Consider the following 20,473-nt stretch of genomic DNA (forward strand, 5'->3'; position numbering starts at 1 on the left):
AGAATAAGCTATTTTGTGCCCAACAATACCCATAAAGGATGCTACTTGTTGCTATGAAGGAACTTTCTTTTGTAATCCGAGGCTTTACCAAATAAAACCGTCATCAATAAAGGCAGTAATAACAAAGGCAAAAACAGTATATTCTCTTCTTCCAACGTCATATATACGCATAATATAGTGAACAAAAAGGTAAGCGACAGAATAAATCTATGCGCCCAAGGGTAATTAGAGGAGAAAATAGCATAGGAACGGAACATTGGCTCTCACTTACAACATATCGTACTTATAAAGGGCTTTATTGAAGAAGTCATCAATAATATATAATGAGTTGTAATCATAGGCAGCATGATTTGCATCTGCTATTCCCTCAAGATCACATTTTTGTTTTAATTATCGCTATAGTAATAATTATATTAATACATTCTTGACTCTAAACCCATTCATTTATACACCCTGAGAATATGTCGCGTTATTTATTTTAATCATGATTTTGTCTAACAAATTATATAAAGCGACCATCTCTTTGATATCTAAAATCATTCGTCACAAAAAAGCGTCCTTATGCCAAATGTTTATTATTAAGATAAAACTGCACGCAACTTTAGGGGTTTAATCGGTTTACTAATAAAGCTAAAACCATGGCCTCTAATCATTTGCTGGGTCTCAGTGGTTCTATCTGCACTAATAATGGCGCCTTTAAAGGTTGGCCCCAAAAGCAAACGGCATTGTTGCAGCACCTGTAAACCCGTTTGCTCTTTTGCTAAATGGTAATCACTCAGCACAAAGGCTGGTTGCCAATCATCCGTTAGATGCTGCATCGCATCCGTTAAACTTTCCGCTAACCGAACATCACAGCCCCAGCGACACAGTAAAGTTTCCATCCCCAACAGTATCTCTGGTTCATTATCAACACACAGTACTTTGATGCCATCAAAGGCCGGTTTCGGTATCACCACGCCTTGAGGTTTTACTTCCGCAGGCATTAACAGACCTCTTTTGGTGGTCAGCGCAAATACAGTTCCCTTGCCAACCCAAGATCGTAGCGACAATGGATGGTCTAACACTCGACCAATACCACGAGCAATGGCCAAACCCAACCCTAAACCATGCTCGACATCCCCGCGATCCAGCCGCGTGAATTCGTCAAAAATATTCACTTGCTTTGCTTCTGGAATGCCAGGACCATCGTCCCAAACTTCAATTCGAAAATGTCCATTGGTACGCCGTCCACCAAGGGTCACTTTACCTTTGGGGTTATAGCGAAACGCATTGGTTAAGAAGTTTTGTAACGCGCGACGTAGCAATTTAGGGTCGGATTGAATCACAACTTGCGTGCTAATCACGGTGAAATGAATCCCTTGTTGTTTAGCCAAGGCACCAAACTCGGCTTGGAGAGTATTAAAGACATTGCTGAGCGGAAAGGCGTGAACATGAACTTGAAGTTTGCCTGCCTCTAACCGTGATACATCCAGTAAATCGCCAATAAGATCTTCTGCAGCACCCAGTGCACTTTCAATATGATGCGCAAGTTGGCGGCTCTCTTGGTCTTTAGTCACTTCACTTAGCGATGATGAAAACAGTCGTGCCGCATTGAGTGGTTGCATCAAATCATGACTAACTGCCGCTAAAAAGCGCCCTTTCGAGTGAGACTGCAGTTCTGCTTGCTGCGTTGCCGTCACCAGTTTTCGATTTAATAGTTCCAGCTCTTGGGTGCGCTGCTGCACTCGCGCTTCAAGGTTTTCATTGGCCTCTTTTAACGCTTGCTCTGCTTGGCGAAATGCAGTGATATCGGAAAAACTCATCACAAATCCCCCGCCTGGCATAGGGTTACCTTGCACTTCAATAACTTGACCATCACTGCGAATACGAGATGAAGTATGCGCTGTACCACGCTTCAAATGTTCGACCCGTTTCGCAACATGCTCTTCGGGATCACCCGAACCACACAAACCTTGTTGAGCATTATGGCGAATCACATCCGCAATCGGCCGACCCACTTGAATCAACCCCGTGGGGAAGGTAAACAATTCTAAATAGCGCTGATTCCAAGCAACCAGCCTGAGTTGCTTATCCACCACGGCAATACCTTGGTTAATATGCTCAATCGCCCCTTGTAATAAACCACGGCTGAAATCGAACAGCTCAGACGCTTCATCAACTATGGTCGCGACTTCTTCAAGCTGCATGTTTCTACCCTTCAGGGCGGAAGTAAGCACTAACCTTGCAGAAGACGCACCAAACACCCCTGCTAATACACGCTCGGTATGACGGATCAATGCGGCACTGGCTTGCTGATCTGAAATTAAACGGCCTCGATGTTGCTCGGTAAATTGGCGAAACGCTTTTCGGGCTCGCTTACGCCCAACAAACCGTGCTGCTAGCATTTCAAGTTCACCGACGGTTACCCGACTCTGGTACAAACTTACATCTTCAGTTTCAGGCAAAGGTGCACCAACAAATGTGGCCGCTTGCAGTCGCTCCGTCAGTGATGAACGGGTGAAAACAGATACCACAACATACAAACTCACATTAACCAGCAAGCTAAGTAACATCCCCCAATCAACCGAAGTAAGTACTTCCAATACCGGAATAGATGGCGGTGTTAATAGCCATAACAACACATTGGTTTCAGCACTTCCTGCTAACATACCGGTTTGGGTCATCATGGTGATCGCCCAGACGGTGATACCACCAATTAACCCCGCATATACCCCGTTACGATTACCTTCTCGCCAATAAATACCGCCGAGTAATGCTGGTGAAAACTGGGCTATCGCCGCAAAAGATAAGAGTCCAATAGCCGACAAGGAAGGAATATTATCGAGTACTTGATAAAAGCCCCACGCCGCCAATAACAACACCAAAATAAGGGCACGGCGAATATTGAGTAATAAACCAGAAAATGCAGAGAACTTGCGATCAGAAATACGCAAGCGACGCAGTAATAGAGGCAAAACCAGATCATTAGAAGCCATGATGGCTAACGCAATTGTCGACACAATAACCATGCCGCTAGCTGCAGAGGTCCCACCTAAGAAGGCCAGTAGCGCAATACTGTCGGCGCCCTGTAATAAGGGGAGATTAATGACATAGGTATCGGCAGACACTTGTGGGATCAATGCCTCCCCCGCTAACGCAAGCGGCAGCACAAAAATACCCATCAGCACTAAATAACCAGGAAATATCCAGCGCGCTTTATGTAAGTCTTGCGCCCGATTATTTTCAACCACGATAGTGTGAAATTGACGAGGCAAACAAATAATTGCCGCCATGGTAAATAAAGTATGGATGAGAAAGCTGCCAATATTCAACGAACTATGAGCAAGATGTTGTTGCGCTTTTGTTGACCAGTCAGGCTGTTCCAGTAGTAACCAAATAGAAAAACCGCCGACAATTAAAAATGCACCAAGCTTAATAATCGATTCAAACGCCACTGCCATCATCATGCCGCGATGATGCTCGGTAGTATCAATATGACGGGTGCCGAATAACACAGTGAACACTGCCATACACAAGGTAACCACCAAAGCGGTATCAAAAACACTCCCCGTATTGGATTGCCTTCCTAAATCAGGGGCGATTTGCGTCAGTCCCATGGTGATCCCCCGCAATTGCAGCGCAATATAGGGCAAAATACCAATCACGGCGATCACAGTCACCAATACCGCTAAGCCTTGCGATTTACCGTATCGCGCAGCAATAAAATCGGCAATCGAGGTAATGTGTTCACGTTTTGCAATGAGGATCAGGCGGGCAAGAATGCGCCAGCCAAAGATAAAGACGAGTATAGGGGCGAGATAAATAGGCAAAAATGACCAAGCATCTTGGCTCGCTTGCCCGACCGTGCCGTAGAAGGTCCACGAGGTACAATATACCGCAATCGATAGGCTATAAATCCAAGGACGCCAGCGCGCAAGCCATGTGAGTTTTTTATCACCATACCAAGCAATAAAAAAAAGTACCCCAAGGTACATCAGTGATACCGGTACGACGACCCATCCTTGCGCCATGAACACCCCTAACCGTGTTAACTTCCCGTTACGTCATGTTAACGACTGGATAGATATCACTCAATCAGGGGGATCACAGTTCAGCAAGAAGGCGTGACCGCGACAAGTCTAGAATAGCCCTTTCTTTTTGATTTTTTGTACGCTAGCAATACGTTGTGAAAGATCGGGTTCGTTATCTTGCGGGGCCGCTTTCAACTCTGCTGCTGGTGCATTCAATGACAAATTTCTGATCATCTGCGTTTGTGCTTTCAGCATGGCTTTCAGTTCTGTCATTTCTTGCGCCGCTTTCTCTGCACTCGCAGCCTGCGCGGCAGCAAGCTCTGAGGCTTGTCGTTGTGCTTCTAATAGCGCTTTGATCTCGGCTAACTGCTGATTTTGCTGTTCCAGTGCAATCGCTTGTTGCTCGGCCATCGCTCGAATAATTTCAGCTTTTTCTGTCGAGGTTGAATCCTGCCCTGATAAGCGACCTTCAACTTCCATCAATTGTGCTTGAAGCGGCTGAAATTGTACCTGCATCGCCTGAGTCACAGCCATTAAACTGGCTTCAGATAAATCTGCTTCTGCCGTTTGCTCGGCACTCTCGGCTTGGGCGTCACGCTCAAGGTGACTTAAATGCATCACACTCTGTTGCAACTCAGCCAATCCTTGATTGACCGATGAAAAATCAACAGCGCCTTTGATTTGATCCAGCATGCCTGAAATGTCAGTCGACGCTGCGGTATCCAATTGGAAACCACAGATTTCGAGCTGGCGACGTAAGGTTGGAATATCGACCGTGTCTTTACCCAAATTATCCACCAAGCCCTGACTCAACGCCGGGCTTAACAGGTACATGTACATACCCGCTAAATAGATGGTCTTGTGCATGTGCAAACTAGAATGCAGCGCCGCTGCATCCGATGGGTTTTCGACTAACTGCTTACGTTCATCAACCCATTTTTGCATCACCCCGACCGCAAAGCGGTCGGACTGAGATTTGACTAAATCAAGGTAGATCGAATAATTAACCCGTTTTAATTGGCTACTCATCCTCAACCTCAATCAATGATTCTGGCGCTACCTCTAGCTCATCAAAATCGCTATGGTACATGCATAGTTCACGCGCCAATGCCGATTGAGCATCATTGACAAGCACAACACGATCACCCAGGGTTGCATACGCTTCTTTTAGTGCAGGTGCAATTAACGGTGCGCCGCCACCGACTAGGTAAACACGGTTCGGGTTCTTGGCAAATTTCTTCGCTTCGTAAGCGACAGAAGTACCTAACTCTTGGATTTTGTTTTCAATCTTCGTCAGGATCACATCAATTTGAGATTCGTCGTTTACCACTTCACGTACGAAGTCCATATCGTAACGACGTTTAATCAGCTCGTTCGCCACTAAGTAGCTGGCATCGCTGTCTGCTGCGGCTAATGCTTTACGTGCTGCATCAGTCACCATAGATACACCAATTTCTTTATTGCCGTATACTGCTGATACATCATCAAATTCACCCACTACCACGCCCATGTCTAGGGTCGTACCGCCGCAATCGACAACTAACGAACGGGTGAATTCGTTACAGTTAGAGTCCATCAAGGTTGATAGCACTGCAGGTACACTTTCTGGCATCACAACCACGTCAACCACTTCAAACAAATCACCTTTGTTCAATGAAATTTCACGCATCAGGTTCTGACGTTTTTTCTCTATATTCGCTTCGTTACGCTGACAATCTTCTGCGTTGTAAAACTCAGTGATCGGCAGAGTTACCACTAAACGAACTGGGCAAGGTGTTACACCAGTTTGCAACAGCGCATGGTGAACACCAAGCAGGTTTAAATCATCGTATTGATAATCGACATGCGTTGTTTCTAAAGCTTTATCTGACGTTGCATCGTACGTGTACTTCGTGGTGCCGATAGTGTAGTTAAACACCTTCTTATCACGACGCAGTGCCGCACTTTTCCAATCTTTACGGAAAGAGTTTGGCGAAATAATCGTCTTAAGCTGCGTACTTTCAATCCAGCTTACTTTTACATTTGTAGAACCGTCATCAACCGCAAAGGTAAACGCAGAAACTGTCATATTTTTCACTCGCAATTTTTATTATCAATAACAAACAGAGAAGCCGAAGGTAGCCACGCCACCTCCGGCTTTCAATTCAATCAAACACTTAGCAAAACACTCATTGATATGAATATTATCGGCATCATGCTCTTCTACTTAACTATTAATTCAGCATCACATCTAAACGGCTTACTGGTTGATTCGATTCTGCAAAGTTACGCGCTTGCTGCAATGCAGGCGAATCCGTCACTGCAGGACCTTGACCAAACAATAAGGCCAATTGGGTATCCGCCTCTTTGGTTAATATCATCATCTCGATTCGACGGTTTTTACCGCTTTTCGGATCGTTTTCATTAACCAACATTCGCTCTGCCATCGCCGCTACCTGCAAGACATTGCCTTGCGGTAAACCGGAACTGACTAATGTTTGACGAGCCTTCAATGCCCGCTCACCCGACAGCTCCCAGTTAGAATATGTATCACGATGGAACCGCGTTACATCAGTATGGCCACTGATCACCATCCGATTTTTAATCTGACCTAATATTGGCGCTAGGTTATATAACATATCTTCAAAGAAAGGTGTCATATTTGAGCTTCCCCGCTCAAACATAAAATGTTTGGTACTATCTTGGATCAAAATACGTAGCCCTTGCGGGACAATTTCCAGCACCACATTTTCAGAGGCAGACAGAGCGTCAGTCACTGATTTCAGTTCATTCGCCAGCATCATCAACTGTGCGGTAGATAAATGTTTACCCGCTAACATCGAATTAAGCTTAGAACCTCGCCCCGCATTAGCCCCCACTTTGCCTTCTGGGATCTGCTGGTGTAATGAAGAGTCTAATTTATTATTGCCGCTTAAATTCGACTGTACCGGGTTCTCGAACGGTGATGCCTCACCGCCAAAATCAATCGGGAACGGGCTGTTTGCTACATCAAACACGTTCTCCATATTGTCGAACACGCTACTGTGCTGCAACCGATATTGAATTTCTTCACGTTCCTCTTTCGAGGCAATTTCCATGATCCATAACACCATGAAAAACGCCATCATCGCGATCGCGAAATCAGCAAAGGCAACTTTCCACGCCCCGCCATGATGCTCATCATGGTGGCCGCGGCGTTTCTTTTTAACGATGATAATATGAGGTTCTTTACTCACGCCATCATTCTCCAGAAACCCATTTTTCCATCGTAATGAATGATGGTTTATATTCAGAATGTAAGACTTTACGTCCAGCGTCGAGTGCTAGCAATGTTGGTTTGCCTTGCGCTTGCGTCACTAAAATTGCCGATACCATATTAAGTGCCATCATTTCTTTTTTTACTTGATTAGCTATGCTTGCTGCAATCGGTTCAAATACGCCATAACACATTAAGATACCAAAGAAAGTACCCACTAACGCTGCCGCAACTTTAACCCCAATCAATGCCAGTGCCCCACCAATGCTCTGCATGGTAACCACAATACCCAATACCGCCGCGACAATACCGAAACCAGGCATTGCCTCACCCACCTTGCCCAAGGCTTTCGATGGACGCAATAAATCTTCTTCGAGGGCATGCAACTCAAGCTCTAACACCGCTTCTAAATCATGCGGGCTCATTTTACCCATCGCCATCATACGTAAGTTATCGGTAATAAAACTGACCAAGACATTCGACTTAGCAACATCTGGATATTTACTGAAAATATCGCTATTTTGCGGATTTTCAATATGATCATCGAGCTTTTTGATGCCATCTTTACGAATAACTTCTAGCAATTCATACATCAGCTCTAGGGTCGCTCTAAAGAAGGGCTCCCCATAGCCTTTACCAAACATCATTTTTAAACGCGTTAAGATGTTTTTGAGTACATATGTGGGATTCGAAATCACCATTGCACCAAAACCTGCACCCAGAATAATAACAAACTCTGCAGGCTGCCAAAGGGCCAGCATTCGTCCTGATGCATGGGTATAGCCATAAACAATGGACCCAAAGACGATGACAAAACCTATGATAAGTTGCATGTAATAACTCCGTTATACTTCTTCTCGCCAATCCACTAACGTTGCTTGTAACGTCTTCAAGGCTTTTTTGTGAATTTGACTGACTCGCGCTTCTGTTAACTCAAACACCAACGCGATTTCTCTTAGGTTCATTTCATGCTCGTAGTAAAAATTCAGCATGATTTGTTCACGTTCACTCAATCGGGATAGCGCATTGCGCATGGCTTGTTTTAACGCAGCTTTTTCATGGGCTTGGCATTGAAAACTCAAACCAAAAAATTGTTCGCCATCTTCTTGTAAAGACTCGAAACTGCCTAGGCTTTCCGCTTGAACATCCACTCTACGACGATGAACTTCACTGAGTTCAACCTCAAGTTCGCTCGCCAGTTCCACATCACTAGGGGTACGCCCCAGCTGACGGCTTAATGCTCTTTCAGCATCGCGCAGTTCATAACTACGTTGACGATAACGACGTGACCGCCAATCCATTCGACGGAGTTCATCTAGGATCGCACCACGAATACGCTGCACGGCAAGCCGCTCCAGCGCTTCGTGGTCTTCATCAGGATAACGGCGGATCACATCCAATAACGCCATCAGGCCAATTTGCTCCATATCTTCCATCGAGATAACAGCATTGACCTGAGGTGTCATATGACGAGCAACCCGACGTACCAAGCCAGCATATTTGGCAATTAAACGCTGCTCCTGCGCTTTTTGACCAAGCTGCTGATGCTGTTGATACGCGTTCACCCCTTGAGGATCATACATAGCCGCACTTTGCATGGGCGCTCCTATTGGATGACCATTTTGGTGATCAGAATTCTGTCGATACCATTGCTTGAATTCATCTCGTTCATCACTTTACCCAAGTGCTCTTTCAACTCGGTTTGCAGAACAACAATGACACCTTGCTCTGAGAGTGATTCGTAATTTTTGCTACTGACTTGCGTGATCACCGCGTTACGGATCACTGGCATGTAGTCTTCCAACACTTTTAGCTGATCTTCGCTGTAGCTCATGATCGACAACTCCAGCATTAAATAATGCAAACGGTCATCGCCTTTCACGCTCATCACAAATTTGTTCAGCGGCAAAAACACCGGTTTTTTAACCAAAGCCGTCGCAGGTAAGGCCTGAATGGCGGCGGTTTCCACGGCCACGGCTTTTTGTTGCTGGAGGTACCACCAACCACCGCCACCAGCGATCGCAAGTGTCAGTACTCCAGCTGCGATCATTAGCGGTAATTTTGATTTTTGTTTTACTTCTTCTGTCATTCTTCTGCTAACACCACAAATTAAATCATTGATTCAAAACGACTAGAATCGCGCTCTGAACCCGCTAACGCACCACCATGCTGGATAGTACGATTATTGGACGCCACCAATTCATCCTCCCCTTCTAATGAAGAGTGCGAGTGTTGGCCTTGTTGTTGATTGCCACTAGAAACAGATACATCCCCCAACTGTAATTGACCGCCGTCGAAATCAAACCGTAGTCGTTCAGCATTGGCCAATAGGGCTTCACGCAGTTGCGGGTGCGCCGCAGTGAAGTGCACCGAGACCTTGTCGCCCTCTAAGCGCAAATTAATGTCCAACTTACCCAATTCTGGCGGGTCAAGACGAACATGGGCTTGCTGCAAGTGATCCGTTTTACTGAACTGCATTCGTGATCGCAGTTGATCAACCAGATCCTTACCCCAGTCGGCTTGGGTAATATCAACACTGGCTTGGAACTGTTGTGGCACCATTTTGGTCGCCTGCTCCGCTGCCGCACTTTGCAATTGCATTGTTGGTGACACCGAAGCATGTAAATTTTGACTATGCGTTTGCGTGGCCGCGATAAGGCGATCTAGCGCCAGACTACTAAGGTCCGATTTCGGCCCATCAGCCAACTGATGCTTTAACGCTTGCAGCAATTCGGCTTGGTTACTTGAGGCCTCTTTCTTAGCGGCTAAAACAGTCGCTAGATCTTGAGGTAATTGACCTTGAAGCTGCTGATTCACTTGTTGAGCAGTACGCGCATCGACAACTTGCGCCCCTTTAAAAGGCATCGCGTTCATTTCTGTTGGTAAGTTAACGCTAACCTGACGCTGCGGTAGCCCTGCCGAGGTTAACAGTTGCGCTGTCGCCTCTCCCTCACCTCCTTTTGCTGCTGCTCCTTCAGCTTTCGGGTTTCCCCCTAGCATTTGTTTTAACTGCGCCAAATACGCATCAGAAACCACAAAACCCGCCGCAGGTTGGGCCGCATCTTCTGCTTTTACTTCGTTATCTTGTTCACTTTCTGCTCGCGCTTTTTCATCAACCTCTTTCATCGCATTTTTGTTTCGCTCACCCTGGTTGAGTTTCTGCTCAAATTGCTGAAAACCCATAGGTTCACCCAACGCCGAGTTAGCTTTAACTACGGGGTTGGCATTCGATGAGCTTGACGCTGAGCTTTGACGTATCGATTGATTTGCTACTGCTTGCATTAAATGATTCTCAACGGTTTTGCAGGTAGGCCTGCATCCCTTCAGTATTGGTTTGCTGCTGTTGTATTTGCTCGCGGATCTCGGCTTTTTCCGACTCTCCGCGTGCAATCATCAGGCTATAAAATTGGTTTATCTGAGCCAGTTTCACTTTTACTTCAGCGGTTAAGGGCGACTGTTTCAGCTTGGGAAGCGCCTGTTGTAACTTGGTATCCAAAGTCGCTAACTTATCCCAATCGCCTGCTGCTAATGCTTGTTTAAAATGCTGAAGAATGCTGTCTAGCTGTCGCTCAATCTTCATTGGCAACCTGAACGCGGTCAGGTTTTAGCACTACCCAACCATCAAGGATGTCACGAATGAGGCGACTCACTTCATCAATAGCAACCACATCATTTTGTAAATTCGCTTCAAACAAACGGCGGCCACAGTAATCATATAAACGGAATAACTCTTGGGTGACATCGCCCCCTTTTTGCTCATCAAGCACTGAGCTCAAACCGTTTAGAATATCGAGGCATTTGGTGATCATCATGCCTTTATCAGCCACTTGGCCGCGCTCCATAAAGCCACGAGCACGGCTTAAATTATCCAGCAAACCTTCAAGCAGCATTTGAATCAAACGGTGCGGGCTGGCTGATGCCGCTTGGGCGTGGTTTTGCGATTGTTGGTAGGCACCTAGGCCTTCTGGGTTCATCATGGTTGAATTCTTTTGTTATTAGCGAAGCATGCCAATCAACATGCTTTGGGTTTGGTTCATATTGGCAATTTTGCTATCCATACGTGCGTAGTAATCACGTAAGGTGATCGTCTTGGCTTTCATGCGCTCATCAAGCTTTTCACGATCTTCTTGTAATGTTTTATTGTTGTATTCCAGCTGATCGGTACGCTGATCGTAGATACCACCATTTTTGTGATAGTCATCCAATACCACCAGCATCTTATCCATCATGCCTGGCTGAGTATCGGTACCAACGAACAAGTTAGCCACTTGCTCAAAGTCATCTTCGATGGCTTTATCGAGCTTTTTATTGTCGATTTCCAGCACACCTTTACGGCTGGTGGTAATCCCGAGCTGCGACAAGGTACTAAAGGTTGATGCACCGTATTCATCTGAGATCACACCACGTAAGCGGCTGACCATGCTACGAACAGAAGCGTTACCCGATAGGGCTGCCGCACCGTCTTCGCTCGACTTGGTGTAAGTGTTTACGGTTTCGATGATCTTGTTATATTCGTCAACGAAGCTCTTAATGGTGTCTTTTACACCACTCTGATCCGCTTCTACCTTGACGTTAACGGCACCTACCGCTTTTAAATTCAGGGTCATACCATCAATGGCATTTTCCATTTTGTTGCTAGCCGATGTCAGCTTCATCGAGCCAAACATCACTTCCGCATCTTGCGCAGCTTGTAGATTACGTTGACCATTTTCAGGCTTAGTCAGATCGACCGTATTATTCTTAGCCGCGAGTCCAGTAACAGATACGGGGCCAATTTTATTTTCAACCCCCGTATCCATCGCATTAAGTACAATACCGACCCCGTCACCACTGCGAACCAACGTCGCTTTGACGCTGTCATTTTTCGGGTCGTTATTAATCGCTTTCTGGATTTCGTCGAGCTTCACGCCATCGGTTTGTAAACGTGTTTTTTCTTTGGCTATACCATCTAGACGACTTTGGTAGCTGTCGTGACGATCTTTGTCGTAATTAGCATGGGTGGGATCGGTCAGCGCCTTTTCCGCTTCGGCTTTTTCAGCTGGAACGGTTAAGTCATAGCCATGTTTTTTGGCCACCGCTTCAAGCTGGCTGTCGGTTAACTCTTTAGTTTTGGTGTCTTGCGCGGCGATTAAATCGGTTTGCAGCTTAGCAATATCAACCGTAATTTCTTTACCCGGCTCACCGAACTTGATCACCCCTTGGGTGAATGTGGCATCAGCACTGGCTTTAAACAGTTGATCGCGCTGCGCAGTCGCTAACTGCTTCACATCAAACGCATATTCGCCAGCCACTGCATTGGCATCCACCGCCACGCTTAAGAAATCTTCGTTGCTTAAAATGGCTTTTAGTTTTTCTAATTCTCGTTTTGAGCCAAGATCTTCTACTGTGTCGCGAAAGTTGTTAATGGTGTTCTGAATTTCTTTCAGCGCTTCCATTTCAGCTTTGTTCATTCCCTCTTGACGGTTCAGCTGATTGTCTTTGGGTGCACGTTCGGCAGCAATGATTGCTTTAATCATTGATTCATAATCAATACCGGAACCAATACCTGTCATTATCATGCTGTGCTATCTCCATTCAAAAGGGGAATGTGGTAGGAAGCGCCCTATACATAGCCGTATAAAGCAAAGTTCATACCAACTTTAAGTTGTTGATTTTATTCATTTTGGGTGAATTTCAGGGTTCTGATAAAAATAAAGCGGAAGTATAACTTCCGCTTTATATATTCAGCGCTGGTTAACGCCCATTGGAGTGGGAAACGATTAACGTAGTAGCTGAGAAACCATGCTTGGCATTTGGTTAGCTTGAGAAAGCACTGTGATACCTGCTTGCATCATAGTGTTTTGCTTAGTCATGTTTGCAGATTCTGCCGCGATGTCAGCATCCATGATGCGGCCTTTCGCCACAGACATGTTCTCAGAGATGTTGCCAAGGTTGTTGATAGTTGATTGGAAACGGTTTTGAGTCGCACCAAGATCAGCACGTACAGCACCAACGCTTTCGATCATTTTGTCGATTTCTTGGATAGCCGTTTCAGAACCAGCAACGCTGTTAACGTTACCTAGTTTAGATGTGTCTAGTGCTGCGCTGTCGACTTTAACGCTGATTACATTACTGTCTGACAATGTTACATTTTTACCAGCAGCTTGTAGCGCAGTGTTCAACGCTGATACATCATTACCTGTATCAGCCAGTGTAGAAAGGCCAGCAGCATCGAAGTGAGCCGCAGTTGCATCAACAATTGCTTTTGACTCTTCAAATTTAGCCATAAATGCGCGTTCATCTTTGCTACCCGCATCCGCTAGATCCGCCATGTTAACTTTAACTTTAGTACCATCAGTACCATCAGAAATAGTTACTGCAGCGCTGTCCAGACCCATATCTTTTAGTAGGTCTTCAACATTCTTTTTCGTTGCAGCTGCATTAGCACCTTGCAAACTTGTAGGAATAGCTACTTCTTTGTCAGCGCCTTTCGAACCAGCAAGTTCAGTATGCATTGAACCCATCATGGTAGAGATGTCTTTCAGCTTCATCATATCAGCTGGAGTACCAGTATCTAATGAACCTAAACCAGCTGAACGCAGTGCTTCACCCACCATCTTTTCAGCGCCATCTTTCGTCGCTGCTTTTACATCACCAACTGGATTAACATCAGCACCGACTTGGAAGTCAACACCTTTGTTTAGCTTATCAAACAGGCTCTCACCTTTACCGTAAGTGGTTGTGTCTTGGATACGGCTTAGTTCTTTGCCCATCGCTTGGAATTCTTTGTCCAGTGCAGCACGGTCAGAATCTGAGTTAGTACCGTTTTTAGATTGCACAGACAGGTCACGCATACGTTGTAGGATGTTAGTGTACTCTTGCAGTGCACCTTCAGCCGTTTGTGACATAGAGATGCCATCGTTCGCGTTGCGTTGTGCTACTTTAAGACCGTTAACTTGAGAGTCCATACGGTTTGCGATTTGTAGGCCAGCAGCATCGTCTGATGCACTGTTAATGCGAAGACCTGTAGATAGGCGTTGTAGTGAAGAATTAAGTGAACCTTGAGTGCTAGTAAGGTTACGCTGTGCATTCATTGATGCAAAGTTAGTGTTGATGGTCATTGCCATGAGAGCAGTCCTCTATGTAATAGTGTTCCACAGTGCCGCCATACGGCAATGGGCTCGGTTGTTACTTTTTCAGAGCGACCCACTTTTTACGCTTCTTAAGTATTTTTTTTACTTTATTTCGCGGTGTGACCTTACTGCGAAGAAATACTGATTTTTGCCCACAAATCAGTATTCACTCACATGCTTATTACTAACTCACAGGCACAAAAAAAGCGGGATAATCCCGCTTTCTATTGGCTTGCAGCTTGCCTTGCTGTGTCTTTATCATCTTAGTTCAAAACCAAGATAAATCACCAAATACTAAGGTTCTAACAAAGCCACCACGTTATGACGCGTCGCATTGGCTTGCGCCAATAATGTCGGTACCGCATTTTCTATGAGCTGAAGCGATACATCTTGCGGCGCTTCCATCCAGCTGGCTTCGATTTCGCCTTGCTGATTAACAAGGCCAGATTTCAAACTGTTGGTCCGCACGATACGTTCTAGATCGGCGCCCACTTGCTGCTGAACTTGATCAATTTGGCTCAGTGCTTGCTGCACTTTTTGTAGCATGCGCTCGATATCGGCCAGCGCTTTTCGTGACTGTTGCGGTTTAGCAAACTCTAGCGCTTCAGGTTCTGTTGCTTGCTTATCGTGCGACTCAAGCCGTGCTTTAATCGGGTTCCCCGATGGCAAGATTTGACCGCCGCCAGAGACCCACACCCCTTTGCGAATATTGACCCACTCGGCTTTATCAACCGTGAAAGCCATATCGCCAAACTTATCAACCCCGACTTGAATACCGCGTGGCGCTAACGCCCGATCCAACTTATTGGCAATTTCATGGCTGTTTTCATCGGATTCAATCAAGGCACGCACAGAAGATGGCGAACCTGATTCAAACTGAAAACGCACAATCTCATCTTGGTTACGCAAGGTATTTAAGCGCAGGCCTTTGATCCCGAATTGTTCCGTTTGTTGTACGCCGTCTAATCGCGGGGTCAAATCATGGTGCAGGACGGGGTCACCTTGGTATTTCGCTTCACGGGTTAGCTTGGCCAACTTACCTTTTAACTGGTGCAGCGATTGCTGAAGCTGGTCACGCTTGCCTTCTTGGCTACTCAAGGAACGACGCGCCACTTGGCGCAGCTGATTTAACAGTTCGCTGGCATCACGCAAGGCTTTTTGGGCAGTTTGCGCTTGAGCAGCTTGGTTATGCGCTAAGGTAGTTTGAGTCAATAAACTGCGGGGCTTACCCGTTAAGCTCGATTGCTGCTGCTCTTGGCGAGATTTTTTCTCGGATACACGACTGACCGCAGCGACGGGTTGTTGCTGAGCAATGCGTTCAGGTTGGGTACTGTCACCACTACGAAGGGTATTGGGACTCGAAGAAATTTGGTTAACCAAGGCGGCCTCTTTAACTCATTACATCGCCCTGAATCACAGCGTTCTTCTGTTATTCAGGGCAATAAACATCAAACCTATGTAGGCAAATCACAGACTCACCCACAGAGGCATTACATCAATTTAAACAGCGATAAATTTTGTACTTTGCTGTACGTCATTTGGGTCGCTTGCAGCGCAGCCATTTGAGTATTGAGCTCTAAAATCGCTTGGCTGTAGTCTAAATCTTTCACATCGCCGATCAGTTTATCATTGATGAGCTTATTATCATCATGCGAACCTGAAATCATGGTCAATGAATTTTGCTGACCACCGACATCGGTTAACGCCCCATTGAGCGATGACAAGGTACTTTTAATGTCGGTTTGCGCTTGCGTCACACTGCTAGTAAGGTTACTACCATCAACAGCAGGGTTACGCAGATCATTGATCACGCTATCTAGGGTATTGAAAATATTGTCACTGCCATTAGAGAACATCACATCAGCAGTCTGGTTCGCTGGAATCGACATCGATTCGGCAACCTGTACTTCACGCTGATCGCTGTTACCTTGGTAAACATATTTACCTGTAGCAGGATCTTTCACGATCGGTTGAGTATCGGTTTTGGTGCCAGCAAAAATATAATCACCGTTAGGGTTCTTACTGTTCGCGATATCCGTTAGCTGCCCCAAAATGCCATCCAACTCGGTTGCAATGGCTTCGCGGCCTTCCATGGTGCTATTGCTGGCATTCAGTACGCCTGTTACCAATTCTTGGGCACGCAATACCGCAGTATTTGAGGCGTCAAGGTGCGATTCAGTCTGACCAAGCTGGGTCTTTAAGTTCGAGATATTCTTTTTAAACTGCGAAATATCCGCTTGCTCACGATCCAGCATCATCAGCTGTACGGCACCAAGCGGATCATCCGATGGCTTCAGCATCCGCTCGCCAGAGTTAAGCTGAATAAAGGTCTTGTTTACACCTGTTGTCGAGCTCTGCATGCTGCTCAACATGATGTTGTTCATTTGCGATGTGCTTATCCGCATAATTCAATCCTGCTTGGGTATTATTAATTAGCGGAACATCGACAAGGTGACATCAAACAGCTGTTGAGCGGTTGAAATCACTTGCGCATTCGCTTGGTACATTTGGGTATAGGTCATAATGCTGGCCGCTTCCTCATCGAGGTTGACGCCACTTTTACTATCACGTTCGCCTTGTGCCTGTTTCACTAAGGCCTCAGAGGCTTTAGTATCCGCTTCAAGCTGCGCTGTTTTGATCGCCCAGTCACCGGTTAAACCCGTGTAGTTGCTGTAAATCGACTTGCCATTCAGCTTATCAATCGTCAGTTCATAGTTTTTCAGCGCTTCAGGTGACAGCTTGCTCTTATCAACATCCACTGGGGCATTTTTAAGTTCAATTAAGCCCTTTAGGTTGTCACTGTTACCCGGTTCATCGGCCGCAGAGGAAAACGCGAGTTGCTTAGGATCATCCACCAATAAGGTTAATTTAGCCGCCGCGCCTTCTACGCTATCCACGCCGCCGAAAACGGCTTTACCCGCTTCGCCGTTTAAGTCAAAACCTTGCTGATGCTTTTCGTTAAACTCAGTGGCAAAGCTATACGCCATGACATCCAACTCACGGCGTAAGCCTGCCAGTTCGTTGTCACGGTAATCCACTAAGCCGCCGATAGTGCCGCCCAAGTTGTCATCGAGCGCCAAATTGGTATCGCCACGTTTAAGCACTAGCTCGCCATTGTGATCTTGGCTCAATTGGCTCGCGGTGGTACCGCTAACCAGCGTTTGCCCTTTGGCCATAGTGACAGTCACAGTGCCATCATCATGGTAGGTTGGATTAACATCCATCATTGATGATAACTGGCGGATCGCTTCGTCACGCGCATCAAGCAGGCTGCTTGCCGCTTCGCTGTTACCACCGACATCGCGAATACTGCTGTTCAGGCTGGCAATGCTCGCCATCAAGGTATTGGCATCGGTAAGCGATGCATCTAACTGACCTTTAACCTGCTTTTCTTGGCTATCAAGTTGAGTGCTTAAATTATTAAAGCGCTGCACCATCGATTTGCTTTCACTGACAATCGTCTGGCGATAAGCAATATCTTGAGGCTTGGAAGATGCTTCGTTTAAGCTCGCGTAGAAACGGTCTAAACCAGTACTGATTGAAGTACTTTTATTGTTTAATACCGTTTCCGTTTTTTGCATGTACTGCGAGCTAATTGCGTTGTAGCCCCATGAGCCACGCTGACGGTATATCTGCTGATTAAGGTAATTATCCGCCATGCGTTCAACATTACTCACGCCAACGCCTGCGCCACTATTATTCGCGCCAGTTACCGCACCAAAGCCTACACGTTGGCGGCTATAACCTGGGGTCATCACGTTAGAAACGTTGTGGGCTGTCACTGAAAGGCCTGCGTTCGCAGCATTCATGCCGGACAAGCCGATATTAATCAAACTCATAACTCTTCGTCATCCATCTGGATTTTCAAATGCTGCGACAGCGGAGTAGTATTTCCCCACCAGTGTGGCAACTTAACCTGATTACCGGATTGCAATGTGCCGTCATTCGCTGGGCTAAAGCTCCCCGCTAACGATTCAATCGGTGTCTGTTGATTAACAGCGACCGCCTGTGGCTGTGGCTTAAATGCTTCGTGCTGGCCCAATTGTTTGATCAGCATGTCAGAAATGCCCATGCTCTGTTGCTGGCTCATTTCGACCGCAATTTGGCTGTCGTACATTTCACGGTAAAACTTCTGCTGTTTGCTATTAAACAGCGAATCTTCACCATCATTCATCGACTCCGACGCTTTACGCATGTGGCGTAATACCGTTTGCAAAAACACCGCTTCAAACTGATTGGCAGCCTGCTGTAGCGCTTGCGTTTTATCGGGGTTTGTTGTGATTTTATTTAGTTCACTCATGTCGTTATACAAGGCTGAGTGTTGCTCGTTATCAATCGCTTTCATTACAGAATTACCAACTCACCATCCAGTGCTCCCGATTCATCCAGCGCGATAAGAATCGACATCAGATCATTGGGAGAGGCACCTAAACTGTTTACTGCATCAACAATACTTTGTAGCGATGTCCCTTGGTTACCTTCAGGCCAAATAAAGACTTTGCCGCGCTCTTGATCAATCGATACATCCGATGATGGCGTGACAGTCGTATTACCATTACTGAATGCATTAGGCTGACTGACATTGTAGTTTTCCACCACGCTAACCGTTAAGTTGCCGTGACTGACAGCTGCGGTATGCACTCGCACATCTTTACCCACCACAATCGTGCCTGTGCGAGCATTAAAGACCACGCGATCCAATTTCTTCTGCTGAGCAACGTCGAGGTTTTCTAGCATGGCTAAAAAAGTCACCCGTTGGCTCGCTTTATGTGGCGCACGCACACGGATCCGAGCATGGCTTTCCGCCATTGCCACTTCAGGGCCAAATACGCGGTTAATTTCTTTTTCGATGTTACGGGCGGTATTAAAGCCCGGCACTTTTAAGTTCAAAATGACATCGGTCGAGGTTAAGAACGACGACGGAATTTCACGCTCAATGATCCCGCCATTTGGAATTAATCCAGCCGTTGGAATGTTGATGGTGATCCCTGTACCGCTATTGCCTTGCGCGTTAACACCGCCCACCACTAAGTTGCCTTGTGCCATCGCATAGATTTGGCCATCGACACCTTTTAGCGGCGTGAGCAATAACGTACCGCCACGCAAACTTTTAGCATCACCGATTGACGACACGGTGATATCCAGCGATTGACCTTTACCAGCCAATGCTGGAATAGAGGCATTCACCGCAACCGCGGCCACGTTTTTCAATTTAGGGTCAACGTTGGCAGGCAGCTGCACCCCAAATTGGCTCAGCATGTTTTTAACCGATTGTGAGGTGAATTTGGTTTGGTTTTTATCACCCGTACCACTTAAACCAACGACCAAGCCATAGCCCACTAACTGGTTTTCCCTGATCCCTTGGATATCGACCAAGCTTAGCAGTGGACGCGCAGATGCCAACAAGGGGCACAACACTAAACCTGCGGCAAAAAGAATATGTTTTAAAGTCATTAGATCGGGAACCATGAGCTGTTAAAGAATCGAGAAAGCCAGCCAGCTTCATTCGCATCGGCCAATGTGCCTCGACCTGAATAGGTAATGCGCGCATCGCCTAAACGCTGCGAAGAAATACGGTTAGAGCCGTCGATGTCATCGACACGAGCCAACCCTGATAAACGAATATATTCATCACCTTGGTTAAGCTTGAGCCACTTTTCACCACGCACCCGCAATACGCCGTTTGGCATCACTTCGGATACCAAAACTGTGATGCTGCCGCTTAATGAGTTTTGCTGCGAACTTGATGATGCGCCTTTAAAATCACGGTCACCTTTCAGTGAAAACTCACCTTCAGGATAAACGGTGCCAGCGATCTTAGGGACACTAATGCCTGTATTACTTTCCTTACCAAATGACGTGCCTGCTTTTTTACTTGAGCGCGTTTGCTCATCCAACACCACAGTTAGAATATCGCCAGTGCGAAATGCACGGCGATCTTGGAACAACGCCATGCCATAGCTGGCATTGAATAAACTGCCATCTTTGTCGGGCGTAAACGTTGGATAATTGGTATAAGGCACCTCTTCGGGTGGCTGACGATCAACCACACTAGAGACTGGGGCGCACCCCGTCATCACCAATGCAGCCAAAAGAAAAATAATGCGCATCATCGC

The 20,473-nt window shown here is 46.3% G+C and carries 18 protein-coding genes; all 18 read right to left on the minus strand.

Annotated elements, in window-relative coordinates; genetic code table 11:
* Window positions 1-578: 578 nt before the first annotated feature.
* The 18 genes from L4C35_RS09520 to flgH all read right to left on the minus strand — a co-directional run bounded on the left by L4C35_RS09520 (window position 579) and on the right by flgH (window position 20,470).
* Window positions 579-4,010, minus strand: coding sequence for a PAS domain-containing hybrid sensor histidine kinase/response regulator (locus L4C35_RS09520; protein ID WP_428462646.1), 3,432 nt, complete (start codon window positions 4,008-4,010; stop codon window positions 579-581).
* A gap of 108 nt (window positions 4,011-4,118) precedes the next feature.
* Window positions 4,119-5,039, minus strand: a complete 921-nt coding sequence (locus tag L4C35_RS09525) for a hypothetical protein (protein ID WP_428462647.1) — start codon at window positions 5,037-5,039, stop codon at window positions 4,119-4,121.
* Window positions 5,032-6,078 (minus strand): plasmid segregation protein ParM domain-containing protein, encoded by a 1,047-nt coding sequence (gene parM, locus L4C35_RS09530; protein ID WP_428462648.1) that lies wholly within the window; start codon window positions 6,076-6,078, stop codon window positions 5,032-5,034. The genes L4C35_RS09525 and parM overlap by 8 nt, the downstream gene beginning before the upstream one ends.
* A 145-nt stretch (window positions 6,079-6,223) precedes the next feature.
* Entirely contained in the window at window positions 6,224-7,225 is a 1,002-nt protein-coding gene (locus L4C35_RS09535) for a flagellar motor protein MotB (RefSeq protein ID WP_428462649.1), read from the minus strand.
* A gap of 4 nt (window positions 7,226-7,229) precedes the next feature.
* On the minus strand, window positions 7,230-8,078 hold the full coding sequence (motA, locus tag L4C35_RS09540; RefSeq protein WP_428462650.1) for a flagellar motor stator protein MotA: 849 nt from the start codon (window positions 8,076-8,078) through the stop codon (window positions 7,230-7,232).
* 12 nt (window positions 8,079-8,090) lie between these two features.
* The gene (locus L4C35_RS09545; RefSeq protein WP_428462651.1) at window positions 8,091-8,843 is read right to left on the minus strand and encodes a FliA/WhiG family RNA polymerase sigma factor; all 753 of its coding nucleotides are present in this window, start codon (window positions 8,841-8,843) and stop codon (window positions 8,091-8,093) included.
* An 8-nt stretch (window positions 8,844-8,851) separates the two neighbouring features.
* A complete protein-coding gene (locus L4C35_RS09550) occupies window positions 8,852-9,334 on the minus strand; it encodes a flagellar basal body-associated FliL family protein (protein WP_428462652.1) in 483 nt (160 codons plus the stop codon).
* Between the two features lie 20 nt (window positions 9,335-9,354).
* Window positions 9,355-10,527 (minus strand): flagellar hook-length control protein FliK, encoded by a 1,173-nt coding sequence (locus L4C35_RS09555; protein WP_428462653.1) that lies wholly within the window; start codon window positions 10,525-10,527, stop codon window positions 9,355-9,357.
* Window positions 10,528-10,537: 10 nt separating this feature from the next.
* On the minus strand, window positions 10,538-10,825 hold the full coding sequence (locus tag L4C35_RS09560) for a hypothetical protein (RefSeq protein WP_428462654.1): 288 nt from the start codon (window positions 10,823-10,825) through the stop codon (window positions 10,538-10,540).
* Complete coding sequence (fliS, locus tag L4C35_RS09565; RefSeq protein ID WP_428462655.1) at window positions 10,815-11,222, minus strand: flagellar export chaperone FliS; 408 nt, start codon at window positions 11,220-11,222, stop codon at window positions 10,815-10,817. The genes L4C35_RS09560 and fliS overlap by 11 nt, the downstream gene beginning before the upstream one ends.
* 18 nt (window positions 11,223-11,240) lie before the next feature.
* A complete protein-coding gene (fliD, locus tag L4C35_RS09570; RefSeq protein ID WP_428462656.1) occupies window positions 11,241-12,803 on the minus strand; it encodes a flagellar filament capping protein FliD in 1,563 nt (520 codons plus the stop codon).
* A gap of 201 nt (window positions 12,804-13,004) precedes the next feature.
* Entirely contained in the window at window positions 13,005-14,351 is a 1,347-nt protein-coding gene (locus L4C35_RS09575; protein ID WP_428462657.1) for a flagellin N-terminal helical domain-containing protein, read from the minus strand.
* 300 nt (window positions 14,352-14,651) lie between these two features.
* Window positions 14,652-15,737: a hypothetical protein gene (locus tag L4C35_RS09580; protein ID WP_428462658.1), complete on the minus strand. Its 1,086-nt coding sequence runs from the start codon at window positions 15,735-15,737 to the stop codon at window positions 14,652-14,654.
* Between the two features lie 110 nt (window positions 15,738-15,847).
* The gene (gene flgL, locus L4C35_RS09585; protein WP_428462659.1) at window positions 15,848-16,762 is read right to left on the minus strand and encodes a flagellar hook-associated protein FlgL; all 915 of its coding nucleotides are present in this window, start codon (window positions 16,760-16,762) and stop codon (window positions 15,848-15,850) included.
* A gap of 27 nt (window positions 16,763-16,789) precedes the next feature.
* Window positions 16,790-18,196 (minus strand): flagellar hook-associated protein FlgK, encoded by a 1,407-nt coding sequence (gene flgK, locus L4C35_RS09590; RefSeq protein WP_428462660.1) that lies wholly within the window; start codon window positions 18,194-18,196, stop codon window positions 16,790-16,792.
* Window positions 18,193-18,702: a rod-binding protein gene (locus L4C35_RS09595; protein WP_428462661.1), complete on the minus strand. Its 510-nt coding sequence runs from the start codon at window positions 18,700-18,702 to the stop codon at window positions 18,193-18,195. Before L4C35_RS09595 ends, flgK begins: the two co-directional genes overlap by 4 nt.
* Window positions 18,702-19,811: a flagellar basal body P-ring protein FlgI gene (locus L4C35_RS09600; protein WP_428462662.1), complete on the minus strand. Its 1,110-nt coding sequence runs from the start codon at window positions 19,809-19,811 to the stop codon at window positions 18,702-18,704. The genes L4C35_RS09595 and L4C35_RS09600 overlap by 1 nt, the downstream gene beginning before the upstream one ends.
* Window positions 19,811-20,470 carry a flagellar basal body L-ring protein FlgH gene (flgH, locus tag L4C35_RS09605; RefSeq protein WP_428462663.1) on the minus strand — a complete coding sequence of 220 codons (660 nt, stop codon included), beginning with the start codon at window positions 20,468-20,470 and terminating at the stop codon, window positions 19,811-19,813. The genes L4C35_RS09600 and flgH overlap by 1 nt, the downstream gene beginning before the upstream one ends.
* Window positions 20,471-20,473 lie beyond the last annotated feature (3 nt).

It is taken from the genome of Photobacterium kagoshimensis (assembly GCF_050337045.1).
Classification (GTDB): Bacteria; Pseudomonadota; Gammaproteobacteria; order Enterobacterales; family Vibrionaceae; genus Photobacterium; species Photobacterium kagoshimensis.

Coding starts and splice junctions, on each gene's coding strand:
- L4C35_RS09520 (WP_428462646.1), bottom strand. CDS start 4,010: ATGGCGCAAGGATGGGTCGTCGTACCGGTATCACTGATGTACCTTGGG.
- L4C35_RS09525 (WP_428462647.1), bottom strand. CDS start 5,039: ATGAGTAGCCAATTAAAACGGGTTAATTATTCGATCTACCTTGATTTA.
- parM (WP_428462648.1), bottom strand. CDS start 6,078: ATGACAGTTTCTGCGTTTACCTTTGCGGTTGATGACGGTTCTACAAAT.
- motA (WP_428462650.1), bottom strand. CDS start 8,078: ATGCAACTTATCATAGGTTTTGTCATCGTCTTTGGGTCCATTGTTTAT.
- L4C35_RS09545 (WP_428462651.1), bottom strand. CDS start 8,843: ATGCAAAGTGCGGCTATGTATGATCCTCAAGGGGTGAACGCGTATCAA.
- L4C35_RS09550 (WP_428462652.1), bottom strand. CDS start 9,334: ATGACAGAAGAAGTAAAACAAAAATCAAAATTACCGCTAATGATCGCA.
- L4C35_RS09555 (WP_428462653.1), bottom strand. CDS start 10,527: ATGCAAGCAGTAGCAAATCAATCGATACGTCAAAGCTCAGCGTCAAGC.
- L4C35_RS09560 (WP_428462654.1), bottom strand. CDS start 10,825: ATGAAGATTGAGCGACAGCTAGACAGCATTCTTCAGCATTTTAAACAA.
- fliS (WP_428462655.1), bottom strand. CDS start 11,222: ATGATGAACCCAGAAGGCCTAGGTGCCTACCAACAATCGCAAAACCAC.
- fliD (WP_428462656.1), bottom strand. CDS start 12,803: ATGATAATGACAGGTATTGGTTCCGGTATTGATTATGAATCAATGATT.
- L4C35_RS09575 (WP_428462657.1), bottom strand. CDS start 14,351: ATGGCAATGACCATCAACACTAACTTTGCATCAATGAATGCACAGCGT.
- flgL (WP_428462659.1), bottom strand. CDS start 16,762: ATGCGGATAAGCACATCGCAAATGAACAACATCATGTTGAGCAGCATG.
- flgK (WP_428462660.1), bottom strand. CDS start 18,196: ATGAGTTTGATTAATATCGGCTTGTCCGGCATGAATGCTGCGAACGCA.
- L4C35_RS09595 (WP_428462661.1), bottom strand. CDS start 18,702: ATGAAAGCGATTGATAACGAGCAACACTCAGCCTTGTATAACGACATG.
- L4C35_RS09600 (WP_428462662.1), bottom strand. CDS start 19,811: ATGACTTTAAAACATATTCTTTTTGCCGCAGGTTTAGTGTTGTGCCCC.
- flgH (WP_428462663.1), bottom strand. CDS start 20,470: ATGATGCGCATTATTTTTCTTTTGGCTGCATTGGTGATGACGGGGTGC.